This is a genomic window from Klebsiella sp. D-Nf1 (assembly GCF_002810515.1).
Classification (GTDB): Bacteria; Pseudomonadota; Gammaproteobacteria; order Enterobacterales; family Enterobacteriaceae; genus Klebsiella; species Klebsiella variicola.
The window spans coordinates 1743032-1756735 of sequence record NZ_PIOK01000001.1 but is presented as its reverse complement, the minus strand read 5'-3'; the positions used below and the strand labels follow the sequence as shown (position 1 = coordinate 1756735).

Here is a 13704-nt window from a genome sequence, read left to right as displayed (position 1 = left end):
AGTAATGCGAATTATTATTGTTTGTATTTATGCGATCAAGCGAAAGGTGACCGGTTCAGGGCTATGGGGGGAGTGACGTGCTTCCCGCGGGCCGCAGAGCGGGGCTGCACGGGGCCGTTGTCAGCAGGGAGATAACTCCCCCTACTGATTTTGGTAGGGGGAGGGACGGGCCGGAAAAGCGTCAGGCGCCGGTCTTTTGCGCTGCCGCCGGCGCGGGGTCGTTGGCGGCTGGCTTGCTCTGCGCGGAAGGGGCCGCCGCCGGGCGCGTGGCGGGCAGGGCGTCACAGGGTTTCTCCCGCGGGCAGATCAGATCCAGCATCTTCAGGGTGACGCCGTTGGTCCAGCCAAAGCCATCCTGTAGCGGATATTCCCCGCCGCCGCCGCCGGTGCCGGTCGAGCTTACGTCATACTTCTCCACCAGCTTTTGCTTGCTGTCATAGGTATGCTGAACGTTGCTCAGGAAGCGCCAACTGACCTCCATGGCGATCTTTTGTTGGCCGTAGTTTTGCAGGCCCTCGACCGCCACCCACTGCAGCGGCGCCCAGCCGTTCGGGGCGTCCCACTGCTGGCCGCTGTTGACGGTGGTGGTGGTCAGCCCGCCGGGTTTGAGCAGCCGCGACTCAGCGGCGGCGGCCACTTTCGTCGCCCGCTCGCGTGACGCCGCATTGACGTACAGCGGGAACAGCGCCGCCGCGGTCAGCTGATTGCGCACCTTGTGGGTTTTCAGATCGTAATCGGCGTACCATCCCTCTTTATCATTCCACAGGTATTTCTCGATGGTCTGCTGGCGGGCGTTAGCCAGCGCATCGTACTGCGTAGCGCCGGCGCTGTCCCCGGATGCCTTGCTGGCGCGGGCGAGGGTTTTCTCCAGATGGAACATCAGGGCATTGAGATCGACCGGGACAATCGAGGTGGTGCGAATGGTGGCGAGCTGCTGCGGATTATCCATCCAGCGGGAGCTGAAATCCCAGCCGGAGGCGGCGGCGGAGCGCAGGTCGCGATAGATCTCGGTTGCCGGACGATTCGGGTTGCTCTTGGCGGTTTTGACGTCGTCAAGCCAGGACTCGGGGCGCGGGGTGTCGTTATCGTCCCAGTAGCGGTTGAGCAGCGCGCCGTCCGCCATCCGCACCGCCCGTTTGTCGGCGCTGCCGGGGGCCAGCGCGTCCGCCCCGGCCATCCAGTAGCGATACTCCTTCTCCAGCTGCGGCTGGTAGGTTTTCAGCACCTGGTCGCCATCGTGCGTCGCCAGCAGGCTCACCATAAAGGAGAAGAAGGGGGGCTGCGAACGGCTGAGGTAATAGGTGCGGTTGCCGTTGGGGATATGGCCCCAGGTGTCAATTTCCGCGGCGAAGTTGGCGACCATATCTTCGACTTTATCCCAGTGACCGCTTTCGGCAAGACCCAGCATGGTGAAATAGCTGTCCCAGTAATAGACTTCGCGAAAGCGTCCTCCGGGGACCACGTAGGGCTTAGGCAGCGGCAGCAGCGAGTCCCATTTTTCCACCTCGACAGTGCTGCGGGTCAGGACCGGCCACAGGCCATCGATATGTTGACGCAGGGTTTGCCCTTTGGGCGGCACATAGGTGTCATTTTCTTTCGGCAGCGTGAAGTTCAGCTCGACGAAGTGGCGCAGGTCAAAGCTGGCCTGGTTTTTCTGCATCCGGTAATCGGCAAGGATCATCAGCGGATCGCTGTTAGGGATCGCGTCGGCGAAGGTTTTTTGATCGGCAAAGAGCTTCGCGCTCTGGACATCATTGAACAACGGGCCCAGCAGAATATCCGGCGAGGGGGGCGGCGCGGTTTTGCCGTCTTCCGCCTGGACATTCAGGCTCATCAGAGCGAGCAGGGCGCCGCCAATCGCCAGGCGCAGGGAACAGGGCAAAGCAGCGGGACGATGTGCATCAGTACTCGTCATGGGGAGTTCTCCTTATCATTATCGACTGCGGGCCACGACGTTTGGCCATCCAGAAACCTTAGACGAATATCTGCCGCTGCGCGTGTCAGGGGTAACATTTTGCGCGAAAACAGAGGATTTACCTGTCAGGTTTTCTGATACAACCGCCAGCAAAGCGGTTAGGCTTACAGGCAAGCCAACGCGCCCGGGAGCCAGTCATGAATCGACGTCAATTTCTGCTGTTCAGCGCCGCCGCGCTGTCTGCGGCGCGGGGCGCGGCGGCCACTGCTCCGGCGCTGACGCTGCCGCTGTGGCCGGATCAACCGCCGGGCGGAGGCGGGCCGGGGGGAGAGTCTCGGTTATCCGCCCGCGGCGCGCTGAGCCATATCGCTCGTCCTGTGCTGACGGTCTGGCAACCCGCCCGGGCCACTGGCCACGGGGTGCTGGTGGCGGCCGGCGGCGGATACCAGCGGATCGAGATGGGCAGTGAGGCCTGGCCTGCGGCGCACTGGCTGACGGCGCACGGCTATACCGCCTATGTCCTGAGCTACCGCTTGCCGGGGGAGGGCTGGCAGGCCGGTGCACTAGCGCCGCTGCAGGATGCGCAGCGAGCTCTGCGACTGATCCGCGCCCGGGAATCGCAGGTCAGCGTGCTCGGTTTTTCGGCGGGGGGACATCTGCTGGGGATGGCTGCCTGTCGGCCGGCGTTTACCAGCTACCCGCCGGAGGATGCGCTGGACCACCAGCCCGCCACCGCCGACGGCGCCGCGCTGATCTATCCGGTGATCACGCTCCTGCCGCCCTGGAGCCATACGGCGACCCATCGTCTGCTGGTGGGGCCGCAGGCGAGCGAGGCGGCCGACCGCGCCTGGTCGGTACAAACCTGGGTGACAACGGCCACACCGCCCTGTTTTCTGGTACAGGCGCAGGACGATCCGATTTCCGATCCGCACAATACGCTGTTGATGGCTGACGCCTGCCGCCAGCATCAGGTTCCTGTGCAGCTTTTCCGCTATACCCGCGGTGGCCATGGCTTTGGTATGGGGCGCCCGGGAACGCCGACGACCGCCTGGCCCACGGCCTATGCCGCCTGGCTGAAGGCGCTGGCGTCCACGATGGCGCAAAAATCGTAGCGCTGCCTCACGACGGTGCAACCGCAGCCGGGCGCGGGCGGCTGTTCTGGCGATTTTTTGCACAACCAGACGGCGGGTCAGAACAGATTTGCACAACGCCGCGGCGGCAGAGGACCTGGCATAATTAATGCTTATCTCTTACCGGGATTACCACAAAGTGAGTACAACCGGAGGGGATAGCCATGATTAAAATTACGCTACCTGACGGGCATTATTATGACGAGATGCTGACCGCGCAGGGTGAACAGCGGCCGCACTATAATGCCTGGTGGCAATGGTTTCGCAACACTGATCAATTCTCTATCCGGCAGAAAAAAGCGCAAGCGGAACTGCTTTTTCACCGTATCGGCATCACCTTTAACGTGTACGGCGAGGATGAGGGAACCGAGCGGCTGATCCCGTTTGATAGTGTGCCGCGGATCATACCCGCCGGGGAGTGGCAGCGCATTGACCGCGGTATTCGCCAGCGGGTGAAAGCGCTGAACGCCTTCCTCTATGACATCTATCATGAGCAGAATATCCTGCGCGCGGGGCTGATCCCGGCCGAGCAGGTGCTGGCCAACGAGCAGTATCAGCCGTGCATGCAGGGCATCAACCTGCCAAACAACACCTATGCCCATATCACCGGCGTCGATATGGTGCGCAATAACGACGGTCAATACTACGTGCTGGAGGATAACCTGCGTACGCCATCCGGCGTCTCCTACATGCTCGAAAACCGTAAGATGATGATGCGCCTCTATCCGGAGATGTTCGAACAGCATCACATTGCGCCGGTGGAGCGCTACCCGAGCTATCTCCTGCAGACCCTGCGCGAAAGCTCGCTGGTGGATGACCCTTGCGTCGTGGTGATGACCCCGGGGCGCTTCAACAGCGCCTACTTCGAGCACAGCTTCCTGGCGCAGCAGATGGGGGTCGAGCTGGTGGAGAGCGCCGACCTGTTCATTAAGAACGGCGCGGTGTATATGCGGACCACCGAGGGGCCGCGGCGGGTGGATGTGATTTATCGCCGCATCGATGACGCCTGGCTCGACCCGCTGGCCTTCCGCGCCGATTCGATGCTTGGCGTACCGGGGCTGCTGTCAGTCTATCGCGCCGGCGGCGTAGTGCTGGCCAACGCCATCGGCACCGGCGTCGCCGACGACAAATCAATCTATCCGTACGTTCCGGAGATGATCCGCTTTTACCTCGGCGAACAGCCGATCCTCAGTAATATCCCCACCTGGCAGTGCCGGAAAGCAGAGGACCTGCGCTATGTGCTGAGTAACCTCGAGCTGATGGTGGTCAAGGAGGTCCATGGCGCAGGGGGCTACGGCATGCTGGTTGGCCCGCGTTCGACCAAAGAGGAGCGAGAGGCCTTCCGCCAGCGCCTGCTGGCCAATCCGGCCAACTATATCGCCCAGGACACCCTCGCGCTGTCGACCTGTCCCACCTTCGTTGATGAAGGTCTGTCGCCGCGACATATCGATTTACGGCCCTACGTGCTGTCCGGGCAGGAGATGCGGCTGGTACCTGGCGGCCTGACCCGCGTGGCGCTGACCGAAGGGTCGCTGGTGGTCAACTCGTCGCAGGGCGGCGGAACCAAGGATACCTGGGTGATGGAGGATGACGCATCATGCTAAGTCGTACGGCGAGTGAACTGTTCTGGATGGCCCGCTATCTCGAGCGGGCGGAAAGCTACGCCCGGGTACTGGACGTGACCTGGAAATTATCGATGATCCCCCGCCACAGCCAGCAGTCGCGGGATCTGGCGCTGCCGCTGAATTTGTCGATGACCCACGAGCTGTTTCAGGCGCGCCATGCCCGTTTTACCATGAGCAACCTGCTCAACTTCTTTGCCCTCGATGGCAACAACCCCTGCAGTATTTACAGCTGCGTGGAGATGGCGTGGAACAATGCGCACGCGGTGCGCGGCAGTCTGTCGGCCGAAGTGTGGGAGAGCATTAATGCGACCCGAATCGAGCTGCGAACCCTGCGCCACCAGGGGCTGGGCGAACTGGGGAGCGACGGCTTTTTCGAGTGGGTGAAAGAGCGGGTGCATCTGTTTCGCGGGGCGGTGATTGGCACGCTGCTGCGCAACGACGCGCTGAGCTTTATCGGTATCGGCACGCTGATTGAGCGTGCGTTTGCCACTACCCAGCTGCTGCTGATTAAGGATCAACAACTGACCAACGACCCGGATCCGGTGCGGGAATACTATCGACTGGATACCTTGCTCAATGCGGTCAGCGCCCGCGAAGCCTACAACAGCCTCTATCGCCAGCCGGTCAGTCGTGAAACGGTGATGGAGCTGCTGATCCTGCGTAACGATATTCCGCGTTCGCTGCGCGCCAGCATTGCCGATCTGGTCGGCGAGCTGGAGAAAATCGCCAACGATCGCTCCTATCAACCGCTGCGCCTGGCCCATCAGCTCAACGTTGACCTGCGCTTCAGCACCCGCGACGACCTGGCGCAGGCGGACCTGCAGACCACCCTTAACGGCCTGCTGGCGAGAATTAACGCGCTGTCCGACAGCATCAGACAAACCTATCTGGAGGCCTTATGAAACTGGTCATCGATCATCTCACCCGCTATGGCTACGATGAAGAAGTGAAGTTTTCCACCCAGTATCTGCGCCTGACGCCGCGCAGTACCGGCCGGCAGACCATCACCGCCTGGACGCTGACCCTGCCGGACGGGGCGGCGGTGACCACCACCGACGGCTGGGGCAATGTGCTGCATGTGCTGACGCTGGATAACCCGCACAAGGAGATCACTATCCGCGCCAGCGGGATTGTCGATATCGCCGACGAAGGGGAAGAGACGCGTGATGAAGAGGCCGAGCTGCTGTCGCCGCTGGTTTTTCTGCGCTGTACGCCGCTAACCCGCGCTGATACGGCGATCCGTGAGTTTGCCCAGCGCCTCTATCGTCCCGATGCAGCGGAAGAAAGTCTGAATCAACTGATGGCGGATCTGCTGTTAAGAATGCCATACTCCCCCGGCGCGACCCAGGTGCAGGACTCCGCCGCCGACGCCTTCGCCCGCGCGAAGGGAGTGTGCCAGGATCATACCCATGTTTTTCTGGCCTGCTGCCGCGCGCTGGAGATCCCGGCGCGCTACGTCAGCGGCTATGTTTACAGCGATAACGCTCAGCATGTGGCGATGCACGCCTGGGCGGAAGTCTGGCTCGAAGGCCGCTGGCTGTCGTTTGATATCACCAATAATACTCGTCGCCTGAATCAGCATTTGCGGCTGGCGACCGGGCTGGATTATCTCGACGCCTGCCCGGTACGGGGCACCCGGCTGGGCGGCGGCGGGGAGATTATGTTAACCAACGCTGAAGTGCGCGAACAAAGCCAGCAGGCGCAGCAGCAATAATACGGGAAAAACCGCAATGACCTACTGTGTGGCCATGTGCCTGGCGGATGGACTGGTGTTTGCTTCCGACTCCCGCACCAACGCGGGCGTCGACCATATTGCCACTTTTAAAAAGCTGCACGTTTTCCATCAGGAGGGGGAACGGGTGCTGGTGCTGCAATCCGCTGGCAACCTGGCCACCACCCAGAGCGTGATAAGCCTGCTCAGCGCGCGCATCCGTACCCAGCAGGAGCCGAATCTGATGCAGGTCACCTCCCTCTACGACGCCGCGATGCTGATCGGTAAAACGCTGCTGGAGGTGATCCAGCGCGACAGCAGCAACCAGCAGAACTGCAGTAACACCAACTTCAACTGCAACCTGCTGCTTGGCGGCCAGATCGCCGGCGAAACCCATCGTCTGTTCCATATTTATCCGGAGGGCAACTTTATTGAAGCCACCCGCGACACGCCTTATTTCCAGATCGGTGAAAGCAAGTACGGCAAGCCGATCATCGATCGGGTGCTGACCATCGATACGCCGCTGGAGCAGGCGATGTGCTGCGCGTTGATCTCCATTGACTCGACGCTGCGCAGTAATCTGTCCGTCGGCCTGCCGCTGGATACGCTGCTCTACCGCAGCGATAGCCTGAGCAGTGCCGGGCAGCATCGCATCACCGACAGCGATCCCTACTTCAACCGCATTCGCAAGGCGTGGTCCGAGGGGCTGTTGCACACCTTCCAGACGCTGCCGACCTGGACCCCAGCAGAGCGGGAAGAGGAGTAGCCCTGGAACTCGACGTCGCACGGAGCCCGGCCACACGGAAGATGACCGGCTCCCTTCGCCCTTAGCGCGTCTCCGCCAGCCGCTCGCCGCTGGCGGCATCAAACAGATGCAGGTTTTCGCGGCGGAGAGTCAGCCCCAGCGTCTGCTGCGCCGCGACCGCCACCCTGCCGGCAACCTGCACATGCACCGGAAAACCCTGCCAGTCGAGATGCAGCAGGGTGGATTCCCCCGTCACCTCCATGATGTTTACCGTTGCCGGCGCGCCATGCGCATCCGGCAGAATATCCTGCGGGCGCAGACCGACAATCAGCGGGGCATCGCCCTGCTGCGCCACGGCCTGATGCCAGCGTTCGGCCAGCGGAAACCACAGCGCGCCGCAGGCGACGCCGGGCTGGCCGTCGCGCACGGCGCGCTGACCGGGCAGGAGATTCATCGGCGGGGAGCCGATAAAGCGGGCGACGAAGGTATTGCAGGGCTGGTCGTAAATGGCCAGCGGCGCCCCCTGCTGGACGATCTGCCCGTCGCGCATCACCACAATCTGATCGGCCAGAGTCATCGCCTCCACCTGGTCATGGGTGACATAGATCATAGTGGTATTGATGCGCTGGTGAAGGGATTTGATCTCCGCGCGCAGCTCCATCCGCAGCTGGGCGTCAAGGTTCGACAGCGGCTCATCGAACAGGAAAACCTGGGGGTTTCTGACCATGGCCCGGCCCATCGCCACCCGCTGGCGCTGGCCGCCGGAGAGCGCACGCGGATAGCGAGCCAGCAGTTTATCTATCCCCAGCAGGCTGGCGACCTGCTGCACTTTGCTTTTCTGTAACTGCTTATCCACCTTTTTGACCTGCATATGAAAGGCGAGATTTTCCGCCACCGTCAGGTGGGGGTAGAGCGCGTAGCTCTGAAAGACCATCGCCACATCGCGGTCGGCCGGATCCAGATCGTTGACCGGCCGCTTGTTCATCAGAATGGTGCCGCCGGAAAGCGTTTCGAGACCGGCCAGCAGGCGCAGCAGGGTCGACTTGCCGCAGCCGGAAGGGCCCACCAGCACGGTAAAGCTGCCATCGGGGATGGTGAGGTCCAGCGGCTGGAGCACCGTCTGTTTGCCGTAGCGCTTGGCGACATCGATCAGTTCAACACTGGCCATCGGTGGCCTCCTCAAGGTGATGTTGCAGGGTATGCCAGTCGGGATAGCGGCGCGGGGAGGTGCCGATCGCCTGCGCGGCGACGGTATTTCCCCAGCGCAGCGCGGCTGCCGCAGGTTTACCGCTCAGCAGCGCGGCAAGGAATCCTGCGTTAAAGCTGTCGCCAGCGCCGATGGTATCGATCACGGTGACTGGCCGGGTCGGCGCATGGTGATGGCCGTCGGTCGTCCAGCAGTCCGCGCCGTCGGCGCCGCGCTTTACCACGCACCCGCCGCGGCCGCTGAGCCGTGCCGCCAGGGCTGCGGCGGCTTCGGCGAGGGTCGGGTGGCCGGCCAGCTGCAGGGTTTCAACGTCGTTGAGCAACAGCCAGTCGCAGTCGCCCAGCCAGCGGTCGACCTCATGACGCAGCGGGTCGCTCCAGCCCTGAGGCGGCCAGCCGGTATCGACGGCAAGGGTAAACCCGCGCTGGCGGAGCGTGGCGAGCAGCTGCGGATAGTCGGATAGCAGCCCGGTACAGAGAAAGGTACCGCAGAGCAACACGATATCGCCCTCGCCAGCGGCGGCCGGCAGCTGGCTCAGCACATCCCCGGCGGTCAGGCGGGTAATATGTCCGTGGTTGCTGAGGAAGGAGCGCTCTTTGTTGGGATGGGTGATCGCCACCGTCAGCGAGGTTTCACAGGGATACTGCGGCCAGCGTGCGCTGCCGCCGGGAAACTGTGCCGCCAGCCACGGAGTAAACGCGTCGTCGCCCTGACAGCCGACCGCGCAGTGCGGAAGCTGCATGGCGGCGGCGGCCAGCGCGCAGTTGCCGGCAGAGCCGCCGGGCCGCAGCGCGCTGTGCTCGAGCATCATCTCAGTCCCCTGGGCAGGCCAGTGGGTCAGGGGTCCCATCACTAAATCAATATTGTAATTGCCCACGATATAGAGCACAGGTGTCCTGGTGTTATCCATAGTTATCCTTTACTTCCTCCGTTGGTGAGGCCGCTGACCAGCGATTTTTGCAGCCAGATAGCAATCAACAGCGGAGGGACTGAGGCCAGTATGCCGACCGCCGCCACCAGCCCGTCATCGGTGGCGCGGCCAGCGGTGAAGCCGGCGATGGTCACCGGCAGCGTTTGGGCGGCGAGGTTGCTGGTGAACAGTAGCGCATAGAAAAACTCGTCCCACGCCAGCAGCCAGCCGAACAGCGCGGCGGCGCCAAGCATCGGTTTCGCCAGCGGCAGAGTGATACGCAGCAGGACCTGCCAGATGCGCAGACCGTCAAGCCGGGCCGCCTGCTCGATATCCTGCGGCAGGGTATCGAACTGGTTTTTGACCATCCACGTCAGAAACGGCACGATCAGCGAGCAATAGACCAGCACCAGCCCGCTGCGGGTGTTGAGCAGGCCAAAGTGTTCAAGAATAAAATAGAGCGGCAGCACAAAGGCCACGGGCGGCACCATATAGATGCCGAGGCCGGCGTACAGCCAGCCGTCGCGGCCGGGATAACGCGAAAAGCTGAAGGCGGCGGGGATCGCCAGCAACAGCGACACCAGCGTCGCGCCGGCGGCCACCAGCAGGCTGTTGCCCAGCGCGGGAAGAAACAGCGCCCCGGGTTCGCCAGGGGCCAGCGACAGCAGGTGGCCATAGCGGCTGAAGTCCCACTGCCGCGGGAGCCACTCCAGCGGGACGCGGGTGAGGTCCGCGGTGGTGCTGACGCTCATCAAAAACAGCCACAGCATCGGGGCGAGGATCGAGATCGCCACCGCCAGCGCCGCCAGGTAACGCAGTACGATGTACCCTTTACGCTTCATCATCAACACTCCGGCGCCGCTGACGCAGCAGCAAAAACAGATACAGGGCTATCAGCACGGCGCACATCAGGCTCATCAGCATGGCGTAGGCCGCGCCGCTGCCGGCGCGCAGGTAGCTGAAGGACTCCTGATAGACAAAAAAGCTCAGCGTTTTGGTGCTGTTGAGCGGGCCGCCGCGGGTCATCACATAGATAATGTCGAACACTTTGAAGGCATCGATGGTGCGTAGCACCAGCGCGACGCCAAGGGGGCCCACAATGGCCGGAAAGGTAATGGCGCGAAAACGCCGCCAGGCCGAGGCGCCGTCGAGCCGCGCCGCCTCGTACAGATCGTCGGGAACGGACTGCAGGGCGGCCAGCACCAGCAGGGTGACCAGCGGGTAGTTTTTCCAGATATCCGCCAGCATCACCGCGTGCAGCGCAGAATCCGGCGAGCCCAGCCAGCTGCGATAGCTGTCAATCAGCCCCAGCTGGCTGAGCAGAGCATTAACGCTGCCGTAGTCGGGATTAAAGTTAAGCCGCCACATCATGGCGTTGACGATAGTCGGCAACGCCCACGGCAGGATCACCAGCACCCGCAGGACATTTCGCCCGACAAAACGCTGATTCAACAACAGCGCCACCAGTACGCCGATCGCCCCCTCAATCGCCACCGAGACCACGGTGAAATAGAGCGTTCGCGCGAAGGCCGCACGAAAGTCCGGGTCGGTCAGGGCATAAAGATAATTATCCAGCCAGACGTAGTGGGTCGCCTCGCCGCTTCCCGCCAGCGCGGTATCGGTAAAACTCAGCCACAGCGTGCGCGCCAGCGGCCATGCGGTGAGGATAAACATCGCGATAAGCATGGGCGCTAACAGCACCCATGCCTGACGATGCTCGCGTCGTTGCAGACTCAGCATCATGCCTCCTTAACGCAGACGGGCCGCGCTGGTGTCGACCGCCTTGAGGGCGACGTCGGGCGTGGCTTTACCCTGCAGTACCGACTGAAGCTGCTGTTGCAGGGTATTTGACAGGCGCGAGTAATCTGCCGTTTCGGGACGAGAAAGCATCACGTTCAACGACTTGTCGGCGGCGGCGATCAGGCTCTCCTGGCCTTTGGCAACGGCAGGATCCTGGTACGAGGCTTTCCACACCGGCAAGCTCAGTTTGGCATACTTGTCCTGTACCGGCTGGGAGGTCAGATAGTGAATATACTGCCAGGCCTCTTCCGGATGCTGACTGGCTTTGGCGATGCCCAGCCCCATTGAACCGTTGACGGCGCCGGGTTTATCCGGGGTATCGCCTGGGGCGGGGACAATGCCCACATCACCTGCGACTTTACTCTGTTTCGGATCGTTGGCCATGTTGTACATATAGGTCCAGTTGAGCGCAAAGGCGGCGTCGCCATTGGAGAAAGCCTTACGCACATCCTCCTCAAGGTATTCACGTGAGGCCGGGTTGCTCAGCCCCTGATCGAGCGAGGTTTTCATCAGCGTGACCGCTTTCAGCGAGGCGGGCGTCGAAAAATCGAGCTTGCCGTTCTGGTAGAAGCTCCCGCCGAAGCCGGAGACGAGGGTGGTGTAATCGCAGACCAGCGCTTCCGCTTGCGACCAGCTCCAGACCAGAGGATATTTAACGATCCCTTTGTCCTTAAGCACTTTGGCGTCGTCCATTACCTGCTGCCAGCTGGCAGGCGGCGTTTTGATCCCCGCTTTGTCCAGCATGGCTTTGTTGTAGTACAGATATTTGGTGTCGAGGATCCACGGCATGCCGAGGGTTTTGCCTTGATACACCACGGTATTCATCGCCCCGGGGAAAATCTTTTCGCGCTCGTCGGCGGCAATCCGTGAGGAGACATCCTGCAGCAGATCGTAGCGGCTAAACTCCGCCGGCCAGATCGCGTCGAACAGCACCACATCGTAGCCGTTACCCCCCGCGCCGCGGGCGGCGACGATCTTGTCGTGCAGCGCTTCATAGGGGACGAATTCGAGGTTGACCTTCACGTCAGGGTGTTGCTTTTCGAAGTCACTGGTCATCGCGCGAATGTCGTTTTCGCTATAGGCCGCCTGGGTCATGAACAGGGCATTAATCTGGGTCGCTGCGCTGACGCTCCCGCTGATAACGAGCATCGCCAGCAGACAGGCGTTGACCCGTAGTGCGCTGTGGTATTTCATCTTTGCTCTCCGCTGTGCTGTACTGAAAGGGGTTATGATTTATTAAATCAATTTGATTGATTTAATCAGGGCGACAATATCGGCAACATCTCCCGAGTGGTCCCAGCACTAAGCGTAGCAAAGGGTATGCCATCGCGAAGGCTCGCCTGCGCGGGTCGTTGTCAGATCTGTGATGCCGGCTAAAATTTCACCAGTCCAGCCTGGAAGGGAAACGATGAAAACATCAGGTACAAACCTTGAACATGCCCGGGTCCATAACCGCCGGGTGATCATTGAGGCGGTGCGTTTACATGGCGAGCTGACCCGCGCCGAGCTGGCGCGGCTGACCGCGCTGACCCCGCAGACCGTGTCGAATATTGTGGCGGAGCTGGAGCAGATGGATCTCCTGACCAGCCACCAACCGCGGCGCGCCAGCGGCCGTGGACAGCCAGCGGTGCCGGTGAGCCTCAATCCCGCCAGCGCCTGGTCAATTGGCATCCATCTTGATCATCAGACGCTAATTGTGGTGCTGGTGGATCTGGCCGGCGAGGTCCATTTTCGCCGACTCATTCTGGTGCAAAAGCCCCAGCCTGGTGCGACCTTTGCCCGCCTCGCCGAGGTGCTGGATGAGATCCGTGCGCTGCCGACGCTGGACTGGTCGCGGGTGCTGGGGATGGGGGTCGTGATGCCGGGGCCCTTTGGCGTGGAAGGGATCTCGTCGACGGGACCCACGACGCTCAACGGCTGGGAAGGGGTCGATGTAGCGGCGGAGCTCGGGCGACTCAGCGGCCTGCCGGTGACTCTCGAAAACGACGCCACGGTGGCCGCCATTGGCGAACGCTTTCACGGCGTGGCGCGGCAGCTCAACTCTTTTGTCTATCTCTATATTGGCACCGGTCTGGGCGCCGGTATTTTTACCGATGGTCATGTGTATACCGGCCATGCCCATAACGCCGGTGAGGTCGGGCATATTGTGGTCGCGCCGAACGGTCGCCCTTGCTATTGCGGGAATGAGGGATGCCTTGAGCGCTATGTTTCGCTGCAGGCGGCCTATGAGTTTTGCGGCCTCGACCCCTATCGCGCGCTGCCGGAGGATCTGCTGTCGGTGGACGCTGCGCTTTTCGACCAGTGGATCACCAGCATCCTGGCGCCGTTGCGTCAGGCGATCAATTTGCTGGAGTGCGTCTTCGATGCCGAGACGGTGGTGGTGGGCGGTATGATGCCCGCCCCCTTGCTGGAGAAAGTGCTGGCGCGGCTGCCGCCGCTGTATCAGTCTGTGCGCGGGCGTTACCTGCCGGCGCAGCGTGTCAAAATGGGGATGACCGGCACCGATACCGCCGCGCTGGGCGCCGCTGCGCTGCCAATCTTTGATGAATTTAATCCGCAGTTTCAGGTGTTGATGAAAGCGGTGAATACAAACGCGCTTTTTGGCAAAGCTAAGTAAATTAAATACTTTGTTATTTAACGTGTTATCTCACATCTTCGGAG

Annotated in this window: 12 protein-coding genes; 6 read left to right on the top strand and 6 right to left on the bottom strand. The window is 61.8% G+C overall.

Going from position 1 to position 13704, the window contains the following annotated elements; all coding sequences use genetic code 11:
• Positions 1–181: 181 nt before the first annotated feature.
• On the bottom strand, positions 182–1915 hold the full coding sequence (locus CWM54_RS08610) for an alpha,alpha-trehalase (protein ID WP_100696755.1): 1734 nt from the start codon (positions 1913–1915) through the stop codon (positions 182–184).
• A 197-nt stretch (positions 1916–2112) separates the two neighbouring features.
• Here CWM54_RS08610 and CWM54_RS08605 point away from each other — a divergent pair, with 197 nt between their 5' ends.
• The 5 genes from CWM54_RS08605 to CWM54_RS08585 all read left to right on the top strand — a co-directional run bounded on the left by CWM54_RS08605 (position 2113) and on the right by CWM54_RS08585 (position 7147).
• Positions 2113–3027 carry an alpha/beta hydrolase gene (locus tag CWM54_RS08605; protein ID WP_100696753.1) on the top strand — a complete coding sequence of 305 codons (915 nt, stop codon included), beginning with the start codon at positions 2113–2115 and terminating at the stop codon, positions 3025–3027.
• Between the two features lie 182 nt (positions 3028–3209).
• Positions 3210–4649, top strand: coding sequence for a circularly permuted type 2 ATP-grasp protein (locus CWM54_RS08600; RefSeq protein WP_004180417.1), 1440 nt, complete (start codon positions 3210–3212; stop codon positions 4647–4649).
• Positions 4643–5572 carry an alpha-E domain-containing protein gene (locus CWM54_RS08595; protein WP_061154153.1) on the top strand — a complete coding sequence of 310 codons (930 nt, stop codon included), beginning with the start codon at positions 4643–4645 and terminating at the stop codon, positions 5570–5572. The genes CWM54_RS08600 and CWM54_RS08595 overlap by 7 nt, the downstream gene beginning before the upstream one ends.
• Positions 5569–6384 carry a transglutaminase family protein gene (locus CWM54_RS08590; RefSeq protein ID WP_100696751.1) on the top strand — a complete coding sequence of 272 codons (816 nt, stop codon included), beginning with the start codon at positions 5569–5571 and terminating at the stop codon, positions 6382–6384. The genes CWM54_RS08595 and CWM54_RS08590 overlap by 4 nt, the downstream gene beginning before the upstream one ends.
• Before the next feature lie 16 nt (positions 6385–6400).
• Positions 6401–7147 carry a proteasome-type protease gene (locus CWM54_RS08585; RefSeq protein WP_100696749.1) on the top strand — a complete coding sequence of 249 codons (747 nt, stop codon included), beginning with the start codon at positions 6401–6403 and terminating at the stop codon, positions 7145–7147.
• A gap of 61 nt (positions 7148–7208) precedes the next feature.
• Here CWM54_RS08585 and CWM54_RS08580 read toward each other — a convergent pair whose 3' ends face one another.
• The 5 genes from CWM54_RS08580 to CWM54_RS08560 are packed head-to-tail and all read right to left on the bottom strand — an operon-like array spanning position 7209 to position 12237.
• Positions 7209–8294 (bottom strand): ABC transporter ATP-binding protein, encoded by a 1086-nt coding sequence (locus CWM54_RS08580; RefSeq protein ID WP_008804321.1) that lies wholly within the window; start codon positions 8292–8294, stop codon positions 7209–7211.
• On the bottom strand, positions 8281–9243 hold the full coding sequence (locus CWM54_RS08575) for a carbohydrate kinase family protein (RefSeq protein ID WP_100696747.1): 963 nt from the start codon (positions 9241–9243) through the stop codon (positions 8281–8283). The genes CWM54_RS08580 and CWM54_RS08575 overlap by 14 nt, the downstream gene beginning before the upstream one ends.
• Before the next feature lie 2 nt (positions 9244–9245).
• Positions 9246–10085, bottom strand: coding sequence for a carbohydrate ABC transporter permease (locus CWM54_RS08570; RefSeq protein ID WP_008804323.1), 840 nt, complete (start codon positions 10083–10085; stop codon positions 9246–9248).
• Positions 10075–10983, bottom strand: a complete 909-nt coding sequence (locus CWM54_RS08565; protein ID WP_100696745.1) for a carbohydrate ABC transporter permease — start codon at positions 10981–10983, stop codon at positions 10075–10077. Before CWM54_RS08565 ends, CWM54_RS08570 begins: the two co-directional genes overlap by 11 nt.
• A 9-nt stretch (positions 10984–10992) precedes the next feature.
• Positions 10993–12237, bottom strand: a complete 1245-nt coding sequence (locus CWM54_RS08560; protein ID WP_012541291.1) for an extracellular solute-binding protein — start codon at positions 12235–12237, stop codon at positions 10993–10995.
• Between the two features lie 214 nt (positions 12238–12451).
• Between CWM54_RS08560 and CWM54_RS08555 the strand changes: the two genes are divergently transcribed.
• The gene (locus CWM54_RS08555) at positions 12452–13660 is read left to right on the top strand and encodes an ROK family transcriptional regulator (RefSeq protein WP_032733255.1); all 1209 of its coding nucleotides are present in this window, start codon (positions 12452–12454) and stop codon (positions 13658–13660) included.
• The last annotated feature ends 44 nt before the right edge of the window (positions 13661–13704 follow it).

What these genes read in the sequence shown, in the direction of transcription:
- CWM54_RS08575 (WP_100696747.1), bottom strand. Translation starts at nt 9,243, where the DNA reads ATGGATAACACCAGGACACCTGTGCTCTATATCGTGGGCAATTACAAT.
- CWM54_RS08580 (WP_008804321.1), bottom strand. Translation starts at nt 8,294, where the DNA reads ATGGCCAGTGTTGAACTGATCGATGTCGCCAAGCGCTACGGCAAACAG.
- CWM54_RS08595 (WP_061154153.1), top strand. Translation starts at nt 4,643, where the DNA reads ATGCTAAGTCGTACGGCGAGTGAACTGTTCTGGATGGCCCGCTATCTC.
- CWM54_RS08590 (WP_100696751.1), top strand. Translation starts at nt 5,569, where the DNA reads ATGAAACTGGTCATCGATCATCTCACCCGCTATGGCTACGATGAAGAA.
- CWM54_RS08555 (WP_032733255.1), top strand. Translation starts at nt 12,452, where the DNA reads ATGAAAACATCAGGTACAAACCTTGAACATGCCCGGGTCCATAACCGC.
- CWM54_RS08600 (WP_004180417.1), top strand. Translation starts at nt 3,210, where the DNA reads ATGATTAAAATTACGCTACCTGACGGGCATTATTATGACGAGATGCTG.
- CWM54_RS08565 (WP_100696745.1), bottom strand. Translation starts at nt 10,983, where the DNA reads ATGCTGAGTCTGCAACGACGCGAGCATCGTCAGGCATGGGTGCTGTTA.
- CWM54_RS08610 (WP_100696755.1), bottom strand. Translation starts at nt 1,915, where the DNA reads ATGACGAGTACTGATGCACATCGTCCCGCTGCTTTGCCCTGTTCCCTG.
- CWM54_RS08560 (WP_012541291.1), bottom strand. Translation starts at nt 12,237, where the DNA reads ATGAAATACCACAGCGCACTACGGGTCAACGCCTGTCTGCTGGCGATG.
- CWM54_RS08605 (WP_100696753.1), top strand. Translation starts at nt 2,113, where the DNA reads ATGAATCGACGTCAATTTCTGCTGTTCAGCGCCGCCGCGCTGTCTGCG.
- CWM54_RS08570 (WP_008804323.1), bottom strand. Translation starts at nt 10,085, where the DNA reads ATGAAGCGTAAAGGGTACATCGTACTGCGTTACCTGGCGGCGCTGGCG.
- CWM54_RS08585 (WP_100696749.1), top strand. Translation starts at nt 6,401, where the DNA reads ATGACCTACTGTGTGGCCATGTGCCTGGCGGATGGACTGGTGTTTGCT.